Source organism: Sagittula sp. P11 (genome assembly GCF_002814095.1).
GTDB lineage: Bacteria > Pseudomonadota > Alphaproteobacteria > Rhodobacterales > Rhodobacteraceae > Sagittula.
In genome coordinates this window covers 175,123-196,021 of sequence record NZ_CP021913.1, presented here as the reverse complement: position 1 = coordinate 196,021, position 20,899 = coordinate 175,123, and the positions used below count along the sequence as shown (strand labels likewise).

The following is a 20,899-nucleotide window of genomic DNA, read 5'->3' as shown; positions in this document are numbered from 1 at the left end:
GCCACGCCTTACTGTTGCCTGAAACCGCGGTTATCCTGCCTGACAGGAGAGATTGCGCATGGCACAGCAGGACCGCGACCAGAGCCGCGACGGGGACGTCAGGACGCGCCGGGTGTTCTACATCCCGGGCTACGATCCCATTCATCCGCGCCGCTACCGCGAGCTCTACCGCAAGGAGGGCGCCGCGCAGGCGGAGGTCTCGGGCTACGAGATCGGCCTGAAGCCGAAGCGCACCGGCGGCCCCTATGGCTGGCATGTCGAGGCGACGATAGACGGCATACCGGTCGCCGCGGACGTGGAGGTGCTGGTCTGGTCCGATATCGTGCGCGACAGCATGTCGAACTCCATCCCCGCGACCTACGGCCAGCTTGTGCGCACCGCGTGGGAATACATCGCCACGGGCGCGCTGTTCCGGCTGATGCGGCTGAGGAAAGGGCCGGTGATCGCCGCGCTCTATCCCATCGGCGCGCTGCTTGTGCAGGCGCTGGTGGCGCTGCTGGCGGTCTGGCTGTGCGGCTGGGCCGGCAGTTTCGCCGGACCCTGGGGCGCGCTGGCCGGGACCATCGTCGGCCTCGTGCCCGGGGTGATGGTGCTGCGCTGGTTCCGGTCCAAGGACGGCAAGTTGTTCGCTTACTACCTGATGCACGACTACGCCTATTCGGCCCGCTACCGGGGCGCCAATCCCCCGGAGCTCGAGGCGCGCATGGCGGAGTTCGCCAAGATCATCGCCGGCGCGCTGGCAGAGGACCATGACGAGGTGCTGGTTGTCGGCCATTCCTCCGGTGCGCATCTGGCCGTCTCGATCCTCGCTGACCTGATCCGGTCGGGGCGGGTTCCGGCGAACGGTCCGAAGCTCGGGTTCCTGAGCCTCGGGCAGGTGGTGCCCATGGTGTCCTTCCTGCGGGGTGCCGACCGGCTGCGGGCCGACCTGCACTACCTCTCGGCGCGCGACGAGCTGACCTGGGTCGATGTCACCGCGCCGGGGGACGGCTGCGCCTTTGCGCTCTGCGATCCGGTCAGCGTCTCGGGCGTGGCCCCGGAGGGCAAGCGCTGGCCGCTGGTCTTCTCGGCCCAGTTCACCCGGTCGCTCAGCCCCGAACGCTGGAAGGAACTGAGGTGGAAGTTTTTCCGCCTGCATTTCCAGTACCTCTGCGCCTTCGACCGGCCGCTCGACTACGACTATTTCCAGATCACTGCCGGACCGCTCAGCCTTGCGGCGCGCTATGCCGGGCGCCCGCCCTCGGCCAGCCGGATCGACCGGGCGGTCTCCAAGTACACGAGCATGGCGGCATGACGGACGACAGGGTGCCGCCGAAACCGGCGGCGCGGCCCGACAAGGTGTCGTTCAGGCGGTATGTGAAGCTGTTCCGGCAGGACATCCTGTCGGCCCAACCGGCGAAGCTCTATCGCGCGTGGATGGCAGAGTTCCGGACGCCGTTCTTCCGGTCTTACCTGATCAATCAGCCCGAACTGGTCACCAAGGTGCTGAAGGAACGGCCCATGGACTTTCCGAAGTCCGACCGCATCGGCGAAGGGCTGCGCCCGCTGCTGGGGGAGTCGGTGTTCCTGACCAACGGCGCGCAATGGCAGCGGCAGCGGCGGATCATCGACCCGGCCTTCGAAGGCGGTCGGCTGAGGGAAACCTATCCGGCGATGTGGGAGGCGGCACAGGCGGCGCTGTCGCGGCTGACCGTCCGCGCGGGCGAGGTGGTCGAGATCGAGGAACAGACCAGCCATGCCGCCGCCGACGTGATCTTCCGCACGCTCTTTTCCATCCCCATCGAGGATGAGACGGCCTCGGCTGTGTTTCACGAGTTCCGCGCCTACCAGCGCACCCAGCCGATCCTGAACCTGGCCGCCTTCATCCCGGTGCCGCGCTGGGTGCCGCGGTTCTTCCGGCGCGACACGAAGGCCGCGGCCCGGCGCATCCGCGGCCTGATCGCCCGGCTGACGGAGGCGCGCGCCGCCGAGATCGCGGCAGGCACGGCACCCGACGACCTCGCCACCAAGATCATGACCACCCGCGACCCGCAGACTGGAGAGACCTTCACCGCCTCCGAAATGGTCGATCAGGTGGCGATCTTCTTCCTTGCGGGGCATGAGACCTCGGCCTCTGCGCTCGGCTGGGCGCTGTACCTGATGGCGCTTTACCCCGAGTGGCAGGAGCGGGTGGCCGAGGAGGCGCAGGGGCTGCAGACCGGCGACTTTGCCGAGATCGGGCGGATGCGGGTGTCGCGCGACGTGTTCCGCGAGACGCTGCGCCTTTATCCGCCGGTGCCGATGATGGTGCGCGAAACGACCTGCCCGGAGCGGTTCCGCAACCGCGACGTGCCCAAGGGGTCGCAGGTGGTGCTGTCGCCCTGGCACCTGCACCGGCACGAACGGCTGTGGGAGCGGCCCGACGCCTTCGACCCGGGGCGCTGGCAGACGGAGAACGGCCGGGCCTGCGGGCGCGACGCCTTCATCCCGTTTTCGGCCGGGCCGAGGGTCTGCACCGGGGCGGGGTTCGCCATGGTGGAGGGGCCCTTGCTTCTGTCGCTGCTGTTGCGCGACCTGAAGGTGTCGTGCGTCGAGGGGCGCGATCCGGTGCCGGAGGCGCACCTGACGGTGCGGGCGCGCGACGGCATCTGGCTGCGGATCGACAGGCGCTGAACCTTTCCCGTCCTACGGTTCTGCCACCGGGGCGCCTGCACGGAAGGGTGGCAGGGCGCGTGTGCGGCGCCGTCCTGCCCTGAAATCCGCCAAAGCCTGGGCATCCCCTGGCCGATCGTCGCGGCCCGGATGCGCAGCCTGCCACATTTAGCGTTAACAGTTTCCGATGCCTCTAGGTTTGCCCGGAAACCCGCGTTAAGCGTTGGGCGATTGAATTTCAGCCGGGAGAGGGTGATGGCAGATTTCGCGAAGATGAAGGCGCAGATGGCCGAGGGGAAGGGCTTCATTGCGGCGCTCGACCAGTCGGGTGGCTCGACGCCGAAGGCGCTTAAGCTCTATGGCGTGACCGAGGACATGTACGACGGCGAGCGCGCCATGTTCAACGAGATCCACGCCATGCGCACGCGCATCATCAAGGCGCCGGATTTCACCTCTGACAAGGTCATCGGCGCGATCCTGTTCGAACGCACCATGCGCGGCACCATCGACGGCAAGCCGGTGAGCCAGGTGCTGTGGGAAGACAACGGTATCGTGCCCTTCCTGAAGATCGACAAGGGCCTTGAGGACGAGGCCAACGGCGTGCAGCTGATGAAGCCGATCCCGGGCCTGGAAGATCTGCTGAAGGACGCCGAGGGGTTCGGCGTGTTCGGCACGAAGGAACGTTCGGTCATCCACGAGGCCAATGCCGAGGGCATTGCGGCGGTCGTCGCCCAGCAGTTCGAGGTCGCCCGCACCGTGCTGTCCTGCGGGCTGGTGCCGATCCTCGAGCCGGAGGTCAACATCAAGTCGTCCACCAAGGCAGAGGCCGAGGCCATGCTGAAGGACGAGATCGCCCGCCACCTCGACACCCTCGAAGACGGGCAGGATGTCATGCTGAAGCTGTCGATCCCGACCGAGGTGGGGCTTTATGACCGGCTGGCAGAGCATCCGCGCGTGATCCGGGTGGTGGCGCTGTCCGGCGGATATTCCACCGACGAGGCGTGCGAGAAGCTGGCCAAGCAGCCGAAGATGATCGCGTCGTTCAGCCGTGCGCTGGCAGAGGGGCTGTTCAAGCAGCAGTCCGACGAGGAGTTCAACGCGGCGCTCGGGTCGAACATCGACAAGATCTACCAGGCGTCGATCTGACGCCCGATCCTATCTAGGTCTGACCGGACCCCGCGCGAGCATCGGCTGGCGCGGGGATTTTCGTTGCGTGGGCGTTTGGGGGGGCGGTCAGTGTAGGCCACACAACCGAACTGCGGGTCTGGAAGGACACATTCGTTCCGGCCGAGGGGCGGACCGGCGGTTGTGCCCTGACGGACGAGACGATCCGAACCGAAACAAGCGTGCCGCGGCCTTGACCGTCGCAGCCATGTAGTCGTCGTGGCAGGCCTCAGCCCTGCCGCGCGCGCCAGTCGGCAAGCGTCCGGCCGGGTTCGCCCACGAAGAGCGAGGGCAGGGGGCGCAGGTCCTCGATCCGGTCGATGCGGAAGCTTAGGAAGTCGCCGGTGGTCTCGGACCACGCGACGCAGGTCCAGATCCTGCCGAAGTAATCGAGGTGCAGCGGGCGCAGGTCGTGTCCAACGCCGTTCAGCGTGACGCGCAGCTTCTGCCGTGCCCGGATCGCGGCGCGGATCGCCGGCATGTGGGCAAAGCCGCGCGCGGCCTCGGCGAAGGCGTCGGTGGCAAAGCCGAAGGGCGCGGCGCGGCTGTCGCTGTCTTCGGGCAGAACGGCGTCGATCTTGGCGGCGAGAGTGCGGGCGGCGCTGGCCTGTTCCGTCAGCGGCGAGGCCCCGAGGGCGGCGAGGGCCAGGTGCAGCGCCTCAAGCTCCGCCTCTGTCAGGTTGAGCGGCGGCAGCGTGATCGCCGCCTGCACCGTGTAGCCGTATCCGCGCGCGCCCTCCACCGGCACGCCAGAGGCGGCGAGGGTTTCCATGTCGCGATAGATCGTGCGCACCGACACGCCAAGGTCCTGCGCCATCGCCTCGGCGGTGTGCAGGCGCCCGTCGCGCAGGCGCTGGGTCAGGGCGTAAAGGCGGTCCTTGCGGTTCATTCGGGGCGACTCATCGGGCGTCTTTCGGGGCTGTGCGCGCCCTGTCTTTCGGACGAAACGGGCGGCGGGACGACCCCCATACTGACAAAATCCTGACAACTGACAACCTCATGACACACACAGTGCCCGGGCGCGGCGGTTTGGCGCTTTCCGCGCGCTCCAAACGTCTTTAGATAGCTTCGGACTAATCCGGGTCGCGGGTTCTGCGACCGTTTTGCAGGAACAATGACGGAGCAAGACCAATGGGTATCGGGAACATCGGCCTGCCGGGCCTTCTGCTGATCGCGGTTGTGGTGCTGGTGCTGTTTGGCCGCGGCAAGATCTCTTCGCTTATGGGCGAGGTCGGCAAGGGCATCACCGCCTTCAAGAAGGGCGTGAGCGAAGGCGGACAGGAGCTGGAAGACCAGAAGAGCGAAGAGGCACGTGACGTGACCCCGGCGTCTGCACCGGCCTCCTCCACGCACTCTTCCACCGAAGACAAGGACAAGGTGTAAGCCGCCATGTTCGATCTCGGGTTCGCCGAGCTTCTGGTCATCGGCATCGTTGCGCTGATCGTCGTCGGTCCGAAGGACCTGCCGGTGCTGTTCCGCAACGTCGGCCGGTTCATGGGCAAGGCACGCGGCATGGCGCGCGAGTTCAGCCGCGCCATGAACGAGGCCGCCGACGAGGCGGGGGTGAAGGACATCCAGAAGACCATCCGCACCGCCACGAACCCGGTGAACAGCGCCATGGACGGGGTGAAGGACGCAGCCAGGTCGATGACCGACTTCAAGCCCGACAGCGAGACCGGCAAGCTTGCCAAGGAACGCGACGAGGCCCGCAAGAAGATCGAGGCCAACGCCGCCCGCGCCGCCGCCGACCGCAAGAAGCGGGAAGCGGACGAGGCCGCGCGCAAGGCCGAGGAAATGGAGAAGGCGCTGGCCGAAGAGCCCAAGGCGCCCGCGACCGACGAGAGTGACAAGGCATGAGCCGCACCGAAGACGAGCTTGAGGACAGCTCTGCCCCGCTGATCGAGCATCTGGCCGAGCTGCGGACGCGGCTGATCCGGTCGATCATCGCGCTGTTCCTCGGAATCTGCGTGATGTTCATCCCGATCGGCGGCGAGTTCCTTGCCGAGCACGTCCTGCAGTTCCTGCTGGTGCCCATCGAAAGCTCGCTGCGCGCGCTGGGGGACCCTTCGCCGACGCTGCAATACACCAGCCCGCAGGAATACCTGTTCGTGCTGTTCCGCATCGGCATGGTGTTCGGCTTTGCGCTGGCCTTCCCGGTGATCGCCTACCAGATGTGGCGCTTCGTGGCGCCCGGGCTGTATCGGTCCGAAAAAAACGCCTTTCTGCCGTTCATCGTCGCCTCGCCGGTGATGTTCCTGCTGGGCGCGTCCTTTGCGCATTTCGTGGTCACACCGCTGGCCATGGCCTTCTTCCTGGGTTTCACCGACGCGCCGTCGGTCTTTGCCAACCTGCTGTCCGGCTCTGTTGACGTGGATGCGACGGCGGTGGTGCCGACGACCTCAGAGGGGCTGCGCATCACCTTCTTCGGCAAGGTGAACGAGAGCCTGCAGACCAGCCTCGTGTTCATCATGGCCTTCGGCCTCTGCTTTCAGTTGCCGGTGCTGCTGACGCTGATGGGCAAGGCGGGGCTGGTGTCGGCGCAGGGCCTCGGCTCCGTCCGGAAATACGCGATGGTGGCGATCCTGATCCTGGCCGCCGTTGTCACGCCGCCGGATGTCGTTACCCAGCTGATCCTCTTCACCGTGGTCTACGGGCTTTACGAGGTCTCGATCTTCCTTGTTGCCCGCGTCGAGAAGCGCCGCGAGAAGGAGCTGCGGGCACAGGGCCTGTGGTTCGAGGACGAGAACGGCGAGGAAGATCCCCTCATGAAGGAATTCGACGAGGACGAGAAGGCCCGTGACTGACCCCCTCGAACGCATTGCAGCGGCGCTGGAGCGACTGGCCCCGGCGCCGATCCCGGCCCCCGATTTCGAAACCGCCGAGGCCTTTGTCTGGGAAACGGAACCGGACCACCTGCAGCCGGTCGACAAGGTCAGCCGGGTGGACCTGTCGCTGTTGATCGGGATCGACCGGGCGCGCGACACGCTGCTGAAGAACACCTTGCAGTTCGCCCGCGGCCTGCCAGCCAACAACGCGCTCCTCTGGGGCGCGCGGGGCATGGGAAAGTCGTCGGTGGTGAAGGCGGTGCATGCCGCCGTCCGCGCCGAGGGGCACGACCTGAAGCTGGTTGAGCTCCAGCGCGAGGACCTGCCGTCTGTCGGGCGCCTTCTGGACCTGCTGCGGCACGCGCCCTGCCGGTTCGTGCTGTTCTGCGACGACCTGTCGTTCAGTCATGACGACCAGCACTACAAGAGCCTGAAGGCGGTGCTGGACGGCGGTGTCTCGGGCCGTCCGGACAACGTGGTGCTCTATGCGACCTCGAACCGGCGGCACCTGATGCCCCGCGACATGATCGAGAACGAGCGCTCCTCCTCTATCAACCCCTCGGAGGCGGTGGAGGAGAAGGTGTCCTTGTCGGACCGCTTCGGGCTGTGGCTGGGCTTCCACCCCTGTTCGCAGGACGAATACCTGGCGATGATCCGGGGATATTGCGACAGCTACGGGGTCACCATCGACGACGAGACGCTGCGCGCCGAGGCGATCGAGTGGCAAGCGACGCGCGGCTCGCGCTCCGGTCGGGTGGCCTGGCAGTTCTTCACCGATCTCGCGGGCCGCAAGGGCGTTGCGCTGAGCTGATCGGCTGCGTCAGGCCACGGACCCCGGCGACTGGCCGGGGTCGTTCCTTTTGATCACATATTGGGGCAGGTGCTGTCAGCGGACAGCTTGAGGCGCGCGAAAGGCTGTCGCACGCCTGTTTTGGCTGATGCGAGGGACAGGGGAACGCGCCGGGCCTCGGGCCCCTGGCGTTCCCCGCAGAGCCTTATTTCAGGTAGGCCATCGGGTCCGTGCTGTCGAAGCCCTTGCGGACCTCGAAGTGCAGGAACGAAGGCGATCCGGAGCCGACGCGCGCAATCGTCTGGCCCTTGCTCACGGCGTCGCCCTTCTTGACCGAGATGTCGTCGACATGGGTGTAGACGGTGATCAGGTCGCCCGGGTGACGGATCAGCAGCAGCTTCACGCCTTCGGTGGTGTTCGAGATCGACGCGACCGACCCGGCGGCGGCGGCCTTCACCGGCTGGCCGGCAGAGGCGGAGATATCGATGCCCTCGTTTTTGCCCTTGGAGTATTCGCGGATGATCGAGCCGGAGACCGGCATGACCATCTGGGCCGAACTGGACGCCGGTTTCGCCGCCTGCTGGCCGATGTCGGCGGCGGGCGGCTTCGGCGCGGGGGCGGCTGCCGTGGAGGTGCCGCTGGATGCGGGCGGGGTTGCGGGCTCGATGGGTGTCACGTCCACCGAGGGCAGGGGCGTCGTCGAGGACGGCGGCGTCGGCGTAGGGGAGCCGCTGCCCGGCACGGTGGTGACGGTCGTGGCGGCTGCGACCTCCGTCTGGTCGACAACGGGGATCAGCAGGTACTGGCCCTCGCGGACGGTGAAGTCCTTGTCGAGCGCGTTCCACTCCGCAAGGCTGCGCGGGCTGACCTGGTAGAGCCGGGCGATGGTAAAGGCGGTTTCGCCTCGTGCCACCTGGTGACGGATCGGTTCTGCTCCGCCGCCGGTGGTCGTGCCCCGCGGCGTGGTCGGAGAGGCGCGGTCGATGGCGGCGCCGGCCAGCGTCGTCACGTCCACCTGGCCTGCGGGCTGCAGGCCGCCGGTGGCGGGCGACGGCTCGGCCACGCGGCTCGGCAGGGCGATGATCTCGCCCCGGCGCAGCGTGTCGCCGGTCTGGAGGCCGTTGTAGCGGGCGAGCTCCTGCGCGGGCAGGCCGACCCGTTCGGCGACCTGCGCCACGGTGTCGTTGCGCCGCGCCACGACGACCTGGTAACTCGGGTAGGAGATCACGCCGCGATCGTCGGGGGCAGGCCGATCTGCCGTGGCAGAGGCCGCGGCGGTGGAGGTGTCCACCGGCCCGCCGATGCGGCCGCGCATGTCGACGTCCAGCCCGTTGGAGCAGGCGGCGCCAAGGGCCAGCAGGGCAAACGCGGGAAGGGTGCGGGTCAGCGTCATCTCGATGTCCTCGTCTCATGCGCCCCTTGTTGTTCCGGGGCGTCACGCCTGTGATCTCGGTACAGGCTGATGCGGTCGGGACCCTCTTAGTCCTTTCCCAGCCCTTCCACCAGCGGCACGAAGCGTACGGGCCGCAACTCGTCATAGTCGAAGCCGTTTTCCGTCCGGGTGACCCGGATCAGGTGCTGCACGGTGTCCGACTGCCCTACGGGCACCACCATGATACCGCCAATCTTCAATTGCGCCAAGAGCGGCCCGGGGGGGTCTTCCGCAGCGGCGGTCACGAGGATGCGATCAAACGGCGCCTGATCGGCCAGCCCGAAGGAGCCGTCGGCGGTAAAGGCGGTGATATTGGCCAGTTCCAGCGCGTCGAAAACCTTGCGCGCGGCGGCGACCAGCCGCTTGTGCCGGTCGACGGTATAGACCCGACGGGCCAGCTGGCTGAGGATCGCGGCCTGGTAGCCGGAGCCGGTGCCGACCTCCAGCACCTTGTCGCGCGGTCCGACGTTCAGCGCCTGCGTCATCAGTCCCACGACGGAGGGCTGCGAAATGGTCTGGCCGCAGGCAATCGGCAGCGGCATGTCCTCGTAGGCGCGGTCGGTGAAATAGCCCTGGATGAACAGGCCGCGGTCGATCTTCTCCATCGCCGAGAGCACGGCCTTGTCGGTCACGCCCTTGGAGCGCAGGGCGAAAAGGAACTGCATCTTTGCCTCGGCGTCGAACGTCATGCGAAGGCGTCCCGCAACGCCTTCAGGGCCGTGGTGCAGGTCAGGTCGGCCCGCATCGGAGTGACGGAGATCCAGCCGTCGAGGTTGACGGCGGCGTCGGTGCCTTCGGCCACAGGGGCCCGCTGGTCGCCGCCCTTCGCCCAGAGGAACCGGCGCCCCGACGGCGAAAGCTGGGATTCGACGGTGAAGCGGGTGTTCTCGCGCACCCCTTGCGGGGCGGCGACGATGCCCTTCACGCCGGACGCCGGGACCGGGGGGAAGTTCACGTTGTAGAACAGCCGGTAGCCGTCCTGTTCGCCCGCGTCGAATGAGAGGATCTTGCGCAGGACATCCGCGCCGAACTGCGCCGCGCCCTCGAAGGGGTCGTCGATGCGGTAGTTTTCCGGCCCGAGGTACTGCGACAGCGCGACGGCGGGCAGGCCCTGCAGCGCGCCCTCCATGGCACCACCGAGCGTGCCGGAATAAAGCGCGTTCTCGGCCGAGTTGTTGCCCCGGTTCACGCCCGACAGCACGAGGTCGGGGGGCGTGTCCTTCAGGACATGGTGCACGCCGGCCAGCACGCAGTCGGCGGGGCTGCCCTCCGCGGCATAGCGGCGCGGCCCGAGTTCGGAGATCATCGTGGGGTGGGCGTAGCTGATGCAGTGGCCGACGCCCGACTGTTCGAAGGCGGGGGCGACGGTCCAGACCTCGCCGTCCGGCCCGGCGAGCTCGGCCGCAATCTGTTCCAGCACCTTGAGCCCCGGGGCGTTGATGCCGTCGTCGTTGGTGATGAGGATGCGCATGAGCCTGCCCGTTCGCTTTGCATCGTCCTTAAGCGAAGGGGGCAGGCGGGGCAAGCGGCGGGGCGCCGACCGTGGCGGGCCGTGTCCGGTGGGGGACAGGCAGGGCCTTACGGCAGTCGAAAACGTGCGCGTTACCAGAGTTCGGCGAGCAGGCGGCGGGCCTCGTCGGCGGGCGTGGCGAGCGCGTCGCGCTCCTCGCCGGGGTGGAAGCGCGCGCGGACGGCGGTGGCCATGGGGCCGGGCGTCAGGATACGCACCTTCGGGCCGGTCTTCACCGTCTCGGCGGCCCAGCTTCGCGCCACGGCGATCTGCGCGGCCTTCGACGCACCGTAGTGGCCGTAGAACTTCTCGCCCCCCTTCGGATCGTCGAAGAAGAGCGCGGTGCCGCCGGTGCCGAGGAGCGGCGCGATGTAGGGGATCAGGTGGCCCATGGCATGCGCGTTGGTCGCCATGGAGCGGTCCCAGTCCTTCGGGTCGAGCTGCCAGGTCGGTGTCAGCGGCCCGGTGTGCACCGCCGTGTGCGCCCAGAGCGCCACGCCGCCCCAGCGGTCGTGCACGGAGCGGCAGAGCTGCGCCATGGCGTTGCGGTCGGTCACGTCCATCGGCGCAAGCGTCGCCGCGCCGCCCTTCGCCTTGACGGCATCGTCGAGCTCTTCCAGCCCGCCCACGGTGCGGGCGACGGCGACGATGTGATACTCGGGCGCGAGCGCCTCCGCGAGGGCATAGCCAAGGCCGCGCGAGGCGCCGGTGATGAGGGCGATCTGGGTCATGCCGACCGTTTGGCCGGGATTTGGCGCTCCGTCAAGCCGCGGCGCGGGGTGCTGTCGGAGGGTGTCTGGTGTGCGTCGTCTGGTTCTTTTCGAATCTGATTTATTTCAATGGTTTGCGCGGCGTTTTTCGTGTCGGCGTGGATGGCGTGCGACCGCGTGACGCTTTGCCGTTGGCTGCCCTTTCGCTACCGAAGTTCAGGGGCTTCGTCTGAGATTTAGGGTAAAATAGGATTATAAATCAGTTGGTCGAGAGCCGTTCTTGATGCTTTCTGCCGAGGCGCGGGTCACCCGGCGGCGCGGTCACGCTCGATCGGTCCGTATTGCGGGAAGTGGCGCAGAACGTGATCGACCACCTTGCGGGCCTCCTGTGTGTCGAGGCCCAGGCCGAACCCGATGACGTACCGCCCGTAGTCGAACTTGATCGTGCCCGCCTTGCGCGGCGCCCACAGCCCGGGCGTGCGCTTTGCATCCTGCGGCCAGGCACTCTCGGTCGGGCCCGCGCGCAATCCCGTCACGGCCTCGCCGTCGCAGCGGGTCGAGCGGCGCCAGAAGGGGATGCTGCGCGTGACGGTCACTGTCTCCGGCGTGACGATCAGGCGTTCCTCGCCGATGTTGAGCCAAAGAAGGAGCGTCAGCGCGCCAAGGCAGCCCGCCGTCCATGCTGCAAGCCAGAGGCCGAGGAAGCCCACGACCAGCATGGGGGCGGAGAGCGTCTCCCACAGCGCGAGAAGCCACGCCCCGGAAGCGATGGCCAGCCAGACGCAGAGAAACAGGCTGACCCAGAGATGACGCTGCGGGCGCATCAGGAACGAGATTTCCTGTGCCGTGTCGGTGGCTTCGAGGGTGATGCGCGCCGTGGCCGTCATGATCTTTCCCTTTTTGCCGCAGACTAGACGGACACGATTGCCTTTGGCGAGGGACCGTGCGGTTGTGACTGGCACCGACGCACCGCCTGTTGCAGAGTGGCCCGGGTTTCTAGGGGAGTGCCGGAATGCGCGGTTTGATGATTGTCCTGATGATGCTGTGTCCCGGTGCCGCGCTGGCGGACGAGATCAGCGGCGACTGGTGCGGGCCGGACGGACGGTCGCTGACCATCCTCGGGCCGACGGTGGTCACTCCGGGCGGCACGGAGGTGCCGGGACGCTACAGCCGCCACCGCTATGAATTCGAGACACCGGCGGGTGAGCCGGGCGCGGGCGACACGGTGGTGATCCTCCAGTTGTCGGAAGAGGAGGTGGACGTGGCTTTCGGCAGCGTCGCCCCGGTGCGCTGGACGCGCTGCAGGGACGTGACAAGCTGATGCAGGTGCTGTGGGAACCAAAGCCCGGGATCGTGGTTCACGTGTCATGCAAGACCATGACATGACCGCACCGCGGCGGGGCGAGACCCCGGATCAGCACCAGGACCTGGACCCCGAAGCCGAACAGGAGGCGGTGCGCAGCCATTCCGACGAATCGCATGTAACGGAGGCGAGCCGCCTGTCGGCCCGCCTGATCTACGAGGTCATCCGGCGCGACGGTGACGAGGAACTGCAGCGGCCCGTGGCGTCGCTTGTCTGGTCGGGCCTGGCGGCCGGGGTACTCATCAGCCTCTCGGTCCTGACGCAGGCCGTGCTGAAGAGCCGCCTGCCGGAGGCCGACTGGGCGCTGCTGGTGGAGGGGCTGGGCTATTCGGTCGGCTTCATGGTGGTGATCTTCGGGCGGATGCAGCTTTTCACCGAGAACACGATCACCACCGTGCTGCCGGTTGTGGCAGACCGCTCCCTCACATGCCTCTTGAAGCTGTTGCGGCTCTGGGCCGTGGTGCTCTGCGCCAATATCGTCGGCTGCGTGGTGGCTTCCGGCTTCCTGACGCTGCCATTCGTCGTGCAGCCCGATGTGATGGAGGCGCTGATCGCCGTGTCGCATCATGCCGTCGAGGGAACGGCGACGCAGAACTTCGTCCGCGCGATGCCCGCCGGTCTGATCATCGCGGCGCTGGTGTGGATCCTGCCCGCGACACGCAACGGCGGGTCTTTCTTCGTGGTCATGGTGCTGACCTGGCTGATCACCGCCGCCGGTTTCGCCCATGTGATCGCCGGATCGGTCGAGGCGGGCCTCTTGGTGTGGGTCGGCGAAATGCGCTTCGCCGACGCGGCCCTGGTCTATTTCCTGCCGGTTCTGGCGGGCAACGTGGCCGGCGGAACCGCCGTCTTCACGCTGCTGGTCTGGGGGCAGGTGCGCAACGAGGTCGAGGTGGAATGATCACTGCACGACCGGCTGGGTCATCCAGCGGGTGCGGCCATTGCCCGAGAGCGCGAGGCGCCCGTCCTCGATCGCGATGATCGGGTCGCGGCCGATGCGGTCGCCGACCTTGAGTTCGACGACCTTGCCGTCCGGCGTGCGCACGAGGGCGCGCGGCCGTTCGCCGGACCCGAAGGTGCCGAGCAGGATGAGCGCGTCCAGGCTGCCCGACGCCTGCTGCGTGGCGAACTGTGCGACCTTCTGCGATGACTGTTCCTGTGCCATGTCAGCGTCTCCTCTGAGTGGAGAGGCGCGCGTACACGGGCTTCGTGGCCTGCGAAAGCGGGGCTGAAGGCGCTGTGCGGCGGGTTGCCGGAAGGGGGTGCGACATGGGCACAAGCTTGCCGGATCGGCTTGGCGGGACTGTTCGGCCTCTGGCCGAAGGCGCCCGCCCGCCAACCCGTCCGGGCGCCTCGGCGGATCTGCGCCGCGTTTTGGAGGCGTAGGGGCGCCGGGGTCAGGCCGTCAGGTGCGGGCGGATGTCGTTTCCGGAGGCGGCGTAGATGTCGAGCAGGTCGTCGAAGCCGATTCCCTGCGCCTGAGCCTCGGCCAGAGGGCCATCCGTGGCGGTGGCCACGGGGCGCTGGCTGGCGTCAGAGGCCGTCAGGGTGACGGCTGTCCCGGTTTCATCCTCGAACCCGGGGAGGGTGTTGGCGGTCAGTCCTTCGTTTGCAAACGGTCGAGGGGTGTCGAAGGTGGCGACGTATTCGTGGAAGGTTTCTGCCGAGACCTCGACCCAGAGGCCGAAGTGGAAGGTTTCATCGGCTCCGCGGATCGGCAGAGGCAGAACGGCGCGCAGAAAGTGGCGGCTGTCGATGCGGCAGAGTTCGGCGGTGAGGCGGTCGTTCCCGACGGTGACATCGTCGTCGATGCGCGGCGCATGCGGCCAGTCCTCCGGCTCTTCGAAACCGATGTCGAAGACCCCGCCGAAGGTGCGGCCGCAGCACGGGCAGGCGCGGTCGGGATCGTTGAGGCGGCGCCAGCGGGCGTCGAGGGCGAGGAGGGACATGGGCGGGCCTCGTGGGCTGTGGGCCGGGGCGTTGCGCGTCTGGAGCGGGCGGGACGCCTCCGGCGGGAGTATTCTTGCAGCAGAGAAGCGGGGGGGGCGACCGCGGGCCGGATGGCGGTGCGATTGGCACGGCGGCGCGCCTTGTCGGCAGCACCGACGGTGATGAGGGAGAGGCGCGGGGCGCTTTGGACGGGTTTGCGGCGACGCGTATGGTTGAGCGCGCGGCGGATTTGTGTTTCGGCCTTTCTGGCCACCGCTGGCCGTAGGCCCGTTTAGGGAGCGCCGGTCCGGATGTCGTCTGCATCCGGATCCGACGGCTATTGCTGACCTATTCGGCCGCCTTCATCTTGAAGCCCTTCTGTAGCATGTCTGCCGGTTCCACCGGGTATTCGCCGGAGAAGCAGGCGTCGCAGTACTGCGGGCACTTGGCGTTGCGGCCTTCGGCCTCTCCCACGGCACGGTAGAGGCCGTCGAGCGAGATGAACTTCAGGCTGTCGACGCCGAGGTGGTCGCGCATCTCGTCCTCCGACATGGTCGCGGCCAAAAGCTTCTCGCGCTGCGGTGTGTCCACGCCGTAGAAGCACGGCCAGGCGGTCGGCGGCGAGGCGATGCGGAAGTGGACTTCGGCCGCGCCCGCATCGAGGATCATCTCCTTGATCTTGCGGGAGGTGGTGCCGCGAACGACGGAATCGTCGACGAGGATCACCTTCTTGCCCTGGATCAGCGCGCGGTTGACGTTCAGCTTCAGCCGGACGCCCATGTTGCGGATCTGTTCGGTCGGCTCGATGAAGGTGCGGCCCATGTACTGGTTGCGCACGATGCCCATGCCGTACGGGATGCCGGATTCGGCGGCGAAGCCGATGGCCGCCGGGGTGCCGCTGTCCGGGACGGGACAGACCAGATCCGCCTCCACCGGGGTCTCGCGGGCCAGTTCCACGCCGATCTGGCGGCGCGTCTCGTAGACCGAGCGGTTGCCGATGATCGAATCGGGGCGCGAGAAGTAGACGTGTTCGAAGATGCAGAAGCGCGATTTGGCCGGGCGGAAGGGGCGGATCGATTCGACGCCCTTATCGGCGGTGATCACGACCATCTCGCCCGGGTCGATCTCGCGCACGTATTCTGCGCCGATGATGTCCAGCGCGCAGGTTTCCGACGACAGGACCCAGCCGTCCGCCACCTTGCCGAGGACAAGCGGCCGCACGCCCAGCGGATCGCGCACGCCGATCAGCTTGGTGCGGGTCATGGCGACGACGGAGAACGCACCCTCGACCCGGCGCAGCGCGTCTTCCATCCGGGCGGGGATGTCGCGCTGGAGCGAGCGGGCCATCAGGTGGATGATGCATTCGCTGTCGGAGGAGGACTGGAAGATCGAGCCACGCTCGATCAGTTCGCGGCGGAGCGCGTCGGCGTTGGTGATGTTGCCGTTGTGCGCTATGGCCGCGCCGCCCATGGAAAACTCGCCGAAGAAGGGCTGCACGTCGCGGATGGCGGCGGACTTCGATCCGGCGGTGGAGTAGCGCACGTGGCCGATTGCGAGTTGCCCCGGCAGCGTGTCCATCAGCGACTGACGGGTGAAGTTGTCGCGGACGTAGCCGAAGCGCCGCGCCGAGTTGAACCCGGTTTCCGGATGGTAGGAGACGATGCCGCCTGCCTCCTGTCCGCGGTGCTGGAGGGCGTGCAGGCCGAGCGCCACGAAGTTGGCGGCATCGGTCACGCCCACCACGCCGAACACGCCGCACTCTTCGTGCAGCTTGTCGTCTCCGGCGTCGAATGGGTTGGCTGGAAAGAAGGTGGCGTCGGACATGGTGTCTCCGAATCCGGGGCTGTTCGCGCCCCTCATACGGGCTTGGCGGTGAAGTGTCACGGAAGGATCACAAAACTATGCGTGAGAAATGTCGGTTTCAACCAGCAGAAGGGTCCCGTCGCTGCGCCATCCGGTCGCCCAGCCCCCCGCGCGGAGCAGGGCGAAGGGGTGGTAGACGTCGGGCGCATCGGCAGGTGCGACCAGTGGCCACATCAGCCAGTGTGCCACGTCGTAGCTGTCCGCGGCGCGGTAGAGCGGCTCTGACAGGAAGGCCAGCGCCGCTTCGTGCGCCGGAGAGCGGGCCGCGGCCATGTTCCAGAGTGCATCGTCCATGTTGATCGTGGGCGCGTCCGTGCCGTCCAGGGCTTCGGGGAAGGGTGTCTCGAAAAGGATCGGGGCATCGCTTTCGGGCGCTTCGAGGCCGAACAGGCGGAGCCCCGCCACCGCCGCCTGAAGCAGCGCATGTGCCTCGTTTCGGGGCAGTCTGCGTAGATCGAGCGGCCAGAGCGCGGCCCGCTCTCCCAGTGCCGCGCCTTCCGGCAGGGGGGCGAAGGCCGCGGCGCGGGCAGCAGCGGGCAGGCGCCAGATGCCGAAATGCAGGCGGAAATCGCGGTCTAAGGGCGGCAGCGGATCCGGCCGCTGTTCCGTGGCCTCGGGGTGGTTGTCGAGGATGTCGTGCCAGTGTGCCTGCCAGCCGGACTGCAAGTCTGTCGCGGTCACAGGCGGCACGGCTTACGTCGGCGCGTCGCAGACGCCCACGAGCTGCTCGTACTGGGCGGTGATCCAGCCAAGCGCCTGCTCGGGGTTCTGTTCTTCGATCCTGCCGCTGAACTGGCTGAAGACGGCGGCGGAACGGCTGTCGTCGATCATCGCCACGTCCTGCGCGGTGATGACGGTTTCGTAGACGAAGAAGGCGATGGCCACGAGGAGGATGCCCCGCGCCACACCGAAGAAGAACCCGAGCGCCTGGTCGAGCCCGCCAAGCGCGGAGCGCTGGATCAGCGAGGAGAAGAGCGGCGTGAACAGCGACACGAGCAGCAGGGCCACGGTGAACACGGCGGCGAAGGCGGCGATGATCGACAATTCGCAGCTGTCGGACAGGAATTCGCCGACGACGGGAAGCTCCTTGACCAGCGGCTGCACCTGGGCCGCGAACATGAAGGCGAGGATGGCCGCGACGATCCAGCCGACGATGGCCATGGCCTCCCGCACGAGCCCGCGCGAATAGGCCAGCAGCGCCGACATCACGACGATGGCCGCCACGATACCGTCGACGATCGTAAATCCTTCCATGGGCCTGCCTCTTCGCGTTCTTTTCCCGTGTGTGCCTGCCGGCCCGGTTCATCCGGCGCCGAAGACCTCTCCTACAAAGCCGGTCAGGTCGGCCATCTGCGTCAGCTTGACGGATGGGCCACCCTGCGCCTTGCCGCCCGAAGGCAGGATCGCGGTGGAGAAACCAAGTTTGGCGGCTTCTTTCAAGCGATTTTCGGTCTGACCCACCGGACGTAACGCCCCCGATAGGCTGATTTCGCCGAAAACGACAGTCTCGCGCGGCAGCGCTGCGTCCTCGCGGGCGGAAAGTAGCGCAGCGGCCACAGCCAGATCGGCGGCGGGTTCGCCCACGCGCATGCCGCCCGCGACGTTGAGGTATACGTCGAGCCCCGCAAACGGGATGCCGACCCGCGATTCGAGCACGGCGAGAATCATCGCCAGCCGGCTGCCGTCCCAGCCGACGACCGACCGGCGCGGCTGGCTGTGGGGCGAGGGGGCAACGAGGGCCTGGAACTCCACCAGCACGGGGCGCGTGCCCTCGATCCCGGCAAAGACCACCGAGCCGGGCGAGGGCTCTCCGCGTTCGGCCAGGAACAGGGCAGAGGGGTTCGGCACCTCCGCCAGCCCGCCGCCGGTCATCTCGAAGACGCCGATCTCGTCCGCCGGGCCGAAGCGGTTCTTGACGGAGCGCAGTATGCGGAACTGGTGGCCGCGCTCGCCCTCGAAATACAGCACCGTGTCGACCATGTGTTCCACCACGCGCGGGCCGGCGAGCTGTCCGTCCTTGGTGACGTGGCCGACCATCATCACGGCAGAACCGGTGCGCTTGGCGAATGTCGTCAGTTCGTGCGCCGCGGCCCGGACCTGGGACACGGAGCCCGGCGAGGAATCGACGTTGTCGGCCCACATGGTCTGGATCGAGTCGACGATGGCGAGGTCGGGACGTTCCTTGTCCAGCGTCGTGAGGATGTCGCGAAGGTTGGTCTCCGTGGCGAGCCGGACGGGCGCCTCGGCAAGGTTGAGGCGCTGCGCACGCAGCCTGACCTGGGCCGAGGCTTCCTCGCCCGAAATGTAGATGACCTTCAGCCCGGCGTTGGCAAAGGCCGCGGCGGCCTGCAGCAGGAGGGTCGATTTCCCGATCCCCGGATCGCCCCCCACCAGCACGGCAGAGGCGGGCACGAGGCCGCCGCCCAGCACACGGTCAAGCTCGTCGAGCTTGCAGGCGGTGCGCGGCGGCGGTGCTTCCTTGCTGGACAGATCGGAGAGCTGGACGGCACGCCCGCGCGACTGGCCAAGGGTCTTCCCGGCGGGGCCCTGCGACAGCGGCTTTTCTTCCTGGATGCAGTTCCACTCGCCGCAGGCCTCGCATCGGCCTGCCCACTTGGTCGTGACGTTGCCGCAGGACTGGCAGACGAATCGGCTGACGGCCTTTGCCATGAATAACCTCCGCTGGGATCGGAAGCGCGTATGTAACGGGGATCGCGGCGGAAGGGAACGGTTTCGCCTCGCTGGCGGGGGGCGCCCTGCGCCGCCCGAGTACAGTAGGCCCAGGATGAAGGACGGAGGTCCTTGTACTCGCCCTGGCTGAGTACCTCCGGGGGAAGCCGGCCAATGGTCTGCGCGGGTCGGGCCGCGTCAGGGGGCCTAAGCCCCTTGGGTGCGACGAGCCTCGAGCGCGCCCAGCACGATGGAGCCGAGGATCAGTGCGGTGAAGAAGTAGAGACCCCAGGCGGTTTCCACCCTCCCGACGCCCAGGCCCTTGGCGAGGGTGACGTAGAGCGCGATCAGGAAGATGTCGGCCATGGCGAACTTGCCGAGCAGGTTGAGCGCCGGCAGGGCGCGCCGGTCGAGTACGTCGAACTGAAGGAGTGCGAGACCGAGCGTCTTCAGCATCGGCGCGACAAGAGCGAACAGGGTCACGACAAGCGCAAGGAAGATGTCGGTCTGCCAGAGCGACCTCAGGCCGGAAATCACCGAGATCTCGGACATGCCGAAGAGCGGCAGCAGCCCGGCGCGCAGGAGCGGGGCGAACCACGAGAGCGGGTAGAGAACGAGGAAGGCGAGGTTCACGTAGCGCATGGGTGTGTATGGCGGGGCTCTGCGCCGCCTGCCTTCGGTCAGTTTGGTCAGGAGACCCACCACCACACCACAAGCAGGCCGGCCAGCATCAGCAGGTGCAGCACGTCGATGATCCGCCAGCGGGCGCGGGGGGTGATGGAGCAGATCAGGAAGATCGCGGAGGGAACGAGCAGGGGCGCCATTCCGCCGCCGCCCGCCATCATCTGCGCGGCTGTGACGTAAAGCGGGCCCTCGTTCAGGCCGAGCGCGGGCGCGAAGACCGTGGCGATGCCGCCGAGGCAGAGCACCAGTGTCATGAGCGCGGGCCAGCGGGCAAGGCCGCGCCCGGCGATCACGCGGATCAGCGCCAGGAGGGCGAGGACCTCGAGATAGATGAACTTGTTGAAGAACAGGAACCCGAGCAGCACCGGGTCGGGCTGGAGGAGGCTGTTCATGAGGTCTCCCGGGCGGTGGTGGCGGTCGGCCTGCATTGACACCATGGGCCGAAGAAAATCAATCCGTTCCGTGGTGTCACGCGGGTCCCCGCGTGTGTCAGCGCACCGCCGCGATCGGCCCGGTGGCGCGGCCGTGGATGAACTGGTCCACATGGGCGTCGCCGGAGCGGTCGAGCTCGGTCACCGGTCCGGTCCAGCGGATGGTGCCGCCATGGAGCATGGCGACATTGTCGGCAATCGCCCGGACGGAGGTCATGTCGTGGGTGATCGTCATGGCGGTTGCGCCCATCTCGGTCACGATCTCGCGGATCAGGTCGTTGATAACCCCGGCCATGATCGGGTCGAGCCCTGTGGTCGGTTCGTCGAAGAAGATGATCTCGGGCTCTGCGGCGATGGCGCGCGCGAGACCCACGCGTTTCTGCATGCCGCCCGACAGTTCGGCCGGGAAACGGTCGGCCACATCGGGCGTCAGGCCGACGCGGCGCAGTTTCTCGATGGCGATCTCGCGGGCCTCGGCCTTTGGCCGGGCGAGGCTGCCGCGGAGCAGGCGGAAGGCGACGTTCTGCCAGACGGTGAGTGAATCGAAGAGCGCGCCGCCCTGGAACAGCATGCCGAAGCGGGCGAGGAAGGCGTCGCGGTCCTGCGTCGTCACGTCCTGCCCGTCGAGCGTGATCGTGCCTGCATCGGGCGTGACGAGGCCCAGGATACATTTCAGCAACACCGACTTGCCGGTGCCGGAGCCGCCGATGATCACCATGGAGGTGCCCTGCGCGATCTCAAGGTCGACGCCCTGCAGGACATGGTTCTGGCCGAAGGACTTGGTGACGCCGTTGAGAGCGATCATCGTATGCCCCCGTGCGTTGCGGGACCGTCAGCCGTCGGAGTGAGTATTTCGAAAGCGGAGAAACGGCAGGACGCGCCCGGCATGGCGGGGTG

The 20,899-nt window shown here is 67.5% G+C and carries 24 protein-coding genes; 9 read left to right on the top strand and 15 right to left on the bottom strand.

The window, feature by feature from the left end:
- Positions 1 to 58: 58 nt before the first annotated feature.
- The 3 genes from CDO87_RS00965 to CDO87_RS00955 all read left to right on the top strand — a co-directional run bounded on the left by CDO87_RS00965 (position 59) and on the right by CDO87_RS00955 (position 3,777).
- The gene (locus tag CDO87_RS00965) at positions 59 to 1,294 is read left to right on the top strand and encodes a hypothetical protein (RefSeq protein WP_100927024.1); all 1,236 of its coding nucleotides are present in this window, start codon (positions 59 to 61) and stop codon (positions 1,292 to 1,294) included.
- Entirely contained in the window at positions 1,291 to 2,652 is a 1,362-nt protein-coding gene (locus tag CDO87_RS00960; RefSeq protein WP_100927023.1) for a cytochrome P450, read from the top strand. Before CDO87_RS00965 ends, CDO87_RS00960 begins: the two co-directional genes overlap by 4 nt.
- Positions 2,653 to 2,886: 234 nt before the next feature.
- Positions 2,887 to 3,777 (top strand): fructose bisphosphate aldolase, encoded by an 891-nt coding sequence (locus tag CDO87_RS00955; protein WP_100927022.1) that lies wholly within the window; start codon positions 2,887 to 2,889, stop codon positions 3,775 to 3,777.
- Between the two features lie 247 nt (positions 3,778 to 4,024).
- On the opposite strand, the gene CDO87_RS00950 is transcribed toward CDO87_RS00955, so the two are convergent.
- Positions 4,025 to 4,684 (bottom strand): YafY family protein, encoded by a 660-nt coding sequence (locus CDO87_RS00950; RefSeq protein WP_100927021.1) that lies wholly within the window; start codon positions 4,682 to 4,684, stop codon positions 4,025 to 4,027.
- A gap of 242 nt (positions 4,685 to 4,926) precedes the next feature.
- Between CDO87_RS00950 and CDO87_RS00945 the strand changes: the two genes are divergently transcribed.
- From CDO87_RS00945 to CDO87_RS00930, 4 genes are read left to right on the top strand one after another with little or no spacing between them, the layout of a single operon-like run.
- A complete protein-coding gene (locus CDO87_RS00945; protein WP_100927020.1) occupies positions 4,927 to 5,178 on the top strand; it encodes a twin-arginine translocase TatA/TatE family subunit in 252 nt (83 codons plus the stop codon).
- Positions 5,179 to 5,184: 6 nt separating this feature from the next.
- Positions 5,185 to 5,652 carry a Sec-independent protein translocase protein TatB gene (tatB, locus tag CDO87_RS00940; RefSeq protein WP_100927019.1) on the top strand — a complete coding sequence of 156 codons (468 nt, stop codon included), beginning with the start codon at positions 5,185 to 5,187 and terminating at the stop codon, positions 5,650 to 5,652.
- Entirely contained in the window at positions 5,649 to 6,599 is a 951-nt protein-coding gene (tatC, locus tag CDO87_RS00935; RefSeq protein ID WP_100927018.1) for a twin-arginine translocase subunit TatC, read from the top strand. The genes tatB and tatC overlap by 4 nt, the downstream gene beginning before the upstream one ends.
- Positions 6,592 to 7,431, top strand: a complete 840-nt coding sequence (locus CDO87_RS00930) for an ATP-binding protein (RefSeq protein ID WP_100927017.1) — start codon at positions 6,592 to 6,594, stop codon at positions 7,429 to 7,431. The genes tatC and CDO87_RS00930 overlap by 8 nt, the downstream gene beginning before the upstream one ends.
- 184 nt (positions 7,432 to 7,615) lie before the next feature.
- On the opposite strand, the gene CDO87_RS00925 is transcribed toward CDO87_RS00930, so the two are convergent.
- From CDO87_RS00925 to CDO87_RS00905, 5 genes are all read right to left on the bottom strand, one after another.
- Entirely contained in the window at positions 7,616 to 8,803 is a 1,188-nt protein-coding gene (locus CDO87_RS00925; protein ID WP_100927016.1) for a peptidoglycan DD-metalloendopeptidase family protein, read from the bottom strand.
- A gap of 86 nt (positions 8,804 to 8,889) precedes the next feature.
- On the bottom strand, positions 8,890 to 9,531 hold the full coding sequence (locus CDO87_RS00920) for a protein-L-isoaspartate(D-aspartate) O-methyltransferase (RefSeq protein ID WP_100927015.1): 642 nt from the start codon (positions 9,529 to 9,531) through the stop codon (positions 8,890 to 8,892).
- Positions 9,528 to 10,313 (bottom strand): 5'/3'-nucleotidase SurE, encoded by a 786-nt coding sequence (gene surE, locus CDO87_RS00915; protein WP_100927014.1) that lies wholly within the window; start codon positions 10,311 to 10,313, stop codon positions 9,528 to 9,530. The genes CDO87_RS00920 and surE overlap by 4 nt, the downstream gene beginning before the upstream one ends.
- Before the next feature lie 131 nt (positions 10,314 to 10,444).
- Complete coding sequence (locus CDO87_RS00910; RefSeq protein WP_100927013.1) at positions 10,445 to 11,083, bottom strand: SDR family oxidoreductase; 639 nt, start codon at positions 11,081 to 11,083, stop codon at positions 10,445 to 10,447.
- Between the two features lie 284 nt (positions 11,084 to 11,367).
- Positions 11,368 to 11,949 carry a hypothetical protein gene (locus CDO87_RS00905; RefSeq protein ID WP_100927012.1) on the bottom strand — a complete coding sequence of 194 codons (582 nt, stop codon included), beginning with the start codon at positions 11,947 to 11,949 and terminating at the stop codon, positions 11,368 to 11,370.
- 125 nt (positions 11,950 to 12,074) lie between these two features.
- On the opposite strand from CDO87_RS00905, the gene CDO87_RS00900 reads away from it, so the two are divergent.
- Together CDO87_RS00900 and CDO87_RS00895 are read left to right on the top strand one after the other, a co-directional pair.
- On the top strand, positions 12,075 to 12,383 hold the full coding sequence (locus tag CDO87_RS00900) for a hypothetical protein (protein WP_100927011.1): 309 nt from the start codon (positions 12,075 to 12,077) through the stop codon (positions 12,381 to 12,383).
- Between the two features lie 61 nt (positions 12,384 to 12,444).
- Complete coding sequence (locus CDO87_RS00895) at positions 12,445 to 13,326, top strand: formate/nitrite transporter family protein (RefSeq protein WP_254698261.1); 882 nt, start codon at positions 12,445 to 12,447, stop codon at positions 13,324 to 13,326.
- Here the strand turns inward: CDO87_RS00895 and CDO87_RS00890 are convergent, their stop codons facing one another.
- The 9 genes from CDO87_RS00890 to CDO87_RS00850 all read right to left on the bottom strand — a co-directional run bounded on the left by CDO87_RS00890 (position 13,327) and on the right by CDO87_RS00850 (position 20,807).
- Positions 13,327 to 13,590, bottom strand: coding sequence for a pilus assembly protein PilP (locus tag CDO87_RS00890; RefSeq protein WP_100927009.1), 264 nt, complete (start codon positions 13,588 to 13,590; stop codon positions 13,327 to 13,329).
- Between the two features lie 232 nt (positions 13,591 to 13,822).
- Positions 13,823 to 14,374, bottom strand: a complete 552-nt coding sequence (locus CDO87_RS00885) for a DUF2199 domain-containing protein (protein WP_100927008.1) — start codon at positions 14,372 to 14,374, stop codon at positions 13,823 to 13,825.
- A 328-nt stretch (positions 14,375 to 14,702) separates the two neighbouring features.
- Complete coding sequence (gene purF / locus CDO87_RS00880; protein WP_100927007.1) at positions 14,703 to 16,178, bottom strand: amidophosphoribosyltransferase; 1,476 nt, start codon at positions 16,176 to 16,178, stop codon at positions 14,703 to 14,705.
- Positions 16,179 to 16,253: 75 nt separating this feature from the next.
- Positions 16,254 to 16,898: a hypothetical protein gene (locus tag CDO87_RS00875; RefSeq protein ID WP_157814882.1), complete on the bottom strand. Its 645-nt coding sequence runs from the start codon at positions 16,896 to 16,898 to the stop codon at positions 16,254 to 16,256.
- Positions 16,899 to 16,910: 12 nt separating this feature from the next.
- A complete protein-coding gene (locus CDO87_RS00870; RefSeq protein ID WP_100927005.1) occupies positions 16,911 to 17,471 on the bottom strand; it encodes a CvpA family protein in 561 nt (186 codons plus the stop codon).
- 48 nt (positions 17,472 to 17,519) lie between these two features.
- Positions 17,520 to 18,887: a DNA repair protein RadA gene (gene radA, locus CDO87_RS00865; RefSeq protein WP_100927004.1), complete on the bottom strand. Its 1,368-nt coding sequence runs from the start codon at positions 18,885 to 18,887 to the stop codon at positions 17,520 to 17,522.
- Positions 18,888 to 19,094: 207 nt separating this feature from the next.
- Positions 19,095 to 19,529: a paraquat-inducible protein A gene (locus CDO87_RS00860; protein WP_100927003.1), complete on the bottom strand. Its 435-nt coding sequence runs from the start codon at positions 19,527 to 19,529 to the stop codon at positions 19,095 to 19,097.
- A 47-nt stretch (positions 19,530 to 19,576) separates the two neighbouring features.
- Positions 19,577 to 19,963 (bottom strand): hypothetical protein, encoded by a 387-nt coding sequence (locus tag CDO87_RS00855; protein WP_157814881.1) that lies wholly within the window; start codon positions 19,961 to 19,963, stop codon positions 19,577 to 19,579.
- Positions 19,964 to 20,060: 97 nt separating this feature from the next.
- Positions 20,061 to 20,807, bottom strand: coding sequence for an ABC transporter ATP-binding protein (locus CDO87_RS00850; protein ID WP_100927001.1), 747 nt, complete (start codon positions 20,805 to 20,807; stop codon positions 20,061 to 20,063).
- Positions 20,808 to 20,899 lie beyond the last annotated feature (92 nt).

Bases quoted from the DNA above. Each gene is read 5' to 3' on its own strand.
- CDO87_RS00965 (WP_100927024.1), top strand. From the start codon at position 59: ATGGCACAGCAGGACCGCGACCAGAGCCGCGACGGGGACGTCAGGACG.
- CDO87_RS00960 (WP_100927023.1), top strand. From the start codon at position 1,291: ATGACGGACGACAGGGTGCCGCCGAAACCGGCGGCGCGGCCCGACAAG.
- CDO87_RS00955 (WP_100927022.1), top strand. From the start codon at position 2,887: ATGGCAGATTTCGCGAAGATGAAGGCGCAGATGGCCGAGGGGAAGGGC.
- CDO87_RS00950 (WP_100927021.1), bottom strand. From the start codon at position 4,684: ATGAACCGCAAGGACCGCCTTTACGCCCTGACCCAGCGCCTGCGCGAC.
- CDO87_RS00945 (WP_100927020.1), top strand. From the start codon at position 4,927: ATGGGTATCGGGAACATCGGCCTGCCGGGCCTTCTGCTGATCGCGGTT.
- tatB (WP_100927019.1), top strand. From the start codon at position 5,185: ATGTTCGATCTCGGGTTCGCCGAGCTTCTGGTCATCGGCATCGTTGCG.
- tatC (WP_100927018.1), top strand. From the start codon at position 5,649: ATGAGCCGCACCGAAGACGAGCTTGAGGACAGCTCTGCCCCGCTGATC.
- CDO87_RS00925 (WP_100927016.1), bottom strand. From the start codon at position 8,803: ATGACGCTGACCCGCACCCTTCCCGCGTTTGCCCTGCTGGCCCTTGGC.
- CDO87_RS00920 (WP_100927015.1), bottom strand. From the start codon at position 9,531: ATGACGTTCGACGCCGAGGCAAAGATGCAGTTCCTTTTCGCCCTGCGC.
- surE (WP_100927014.1), bottom strand. From the start codon at position 10,313: ATGCGCATCCTCATCACCAACGACGACGGCATCAACGCCCCGGGGCTC.
- CDO87_RS00910 (WP_100927013.1), bottom strand. From the start codon at position 11,083: ATGACCCAGATCGCCCTCATCACCGGCGCCTCGCGCGGCCTTGGCTAT.
- CDO87_RS00905 (WP_100927012.1), bottom strand. From the start codon at position 11,949: ATGACGGCCACGGCGCGCATCACCCTCGAAGCCACCGACACGGCACAG.
- CDO87_RS00900 (WP_100927011.1), top strand. From the start codon at position 12,075: ATGCGCGGTTTGATGATTGTCCTGATGATGCTGTGTCCCGGTGCCGCG.
- CDO87_RS00895 (WP_254698261.1), top strand. From the start codon at position 12,445: ATGACCGCACCGCGGCGGGGCGAGACCCCGGATCAGCACCAGGACCTG.
- CDO87_RS00890 (WP_100927009.1), bottom strand. From the start codon at position 13,590: ATGGCACAGGAACAGTCATCGCAGAAGGTCGCACAGTTCGCCACGCAG.
- CDO87_RS00885 (WP_100927008.1), bottom strand. From the start codon at position 14,374: ATGTCCCTCCTCGCCCTCGACGCCCGCTGGCGCCGCCTCAACGATCCC.
- purF (WP_100927007.1), bottom strand. From the start codon at position 16,178: ATGTCCGACGCCACCTTCTTTCCAGCCAACCCATTCGACGCCGGAGAC.
- CDO87_RS00870 (WP_100927005.1), bottom strand. From the start codon at position 17,471: ATGGAAGGATTTACGATCGTCGACGGTATCGTGGCGGCCATCGTCGTG.
- radA (WP_100927004.1), bottom strand. From the start codon at position 18,887: ATGGCAAAGGCCGTCAGCCGATTCGTCTGCCAGTCCTGCGGCAACGTC.
- CDO87_RS00860 (WP_100927003.1), bottom strand. From the start codon at position 19,529: ATGCGCTACGTGAACCTCGCCTTCCTCGTTCTCTACCCGCTCTCGTGG.
- CDO87_RS00855 (WP_157814881.1), bottom strand. From the start codon at position 19,963: ATGAACAGCCTCCTCCAGCCCGACCCGGTGCTGCTCGGGTTCCTGTTC.
- CDO87_RS00850 (WP_100927001.1), bottom strand. From the start codon at position 20,807: ATGATCGCTCTCAACGGCGTCACCAAGTCCTTCGGCCAGAACCATGTC.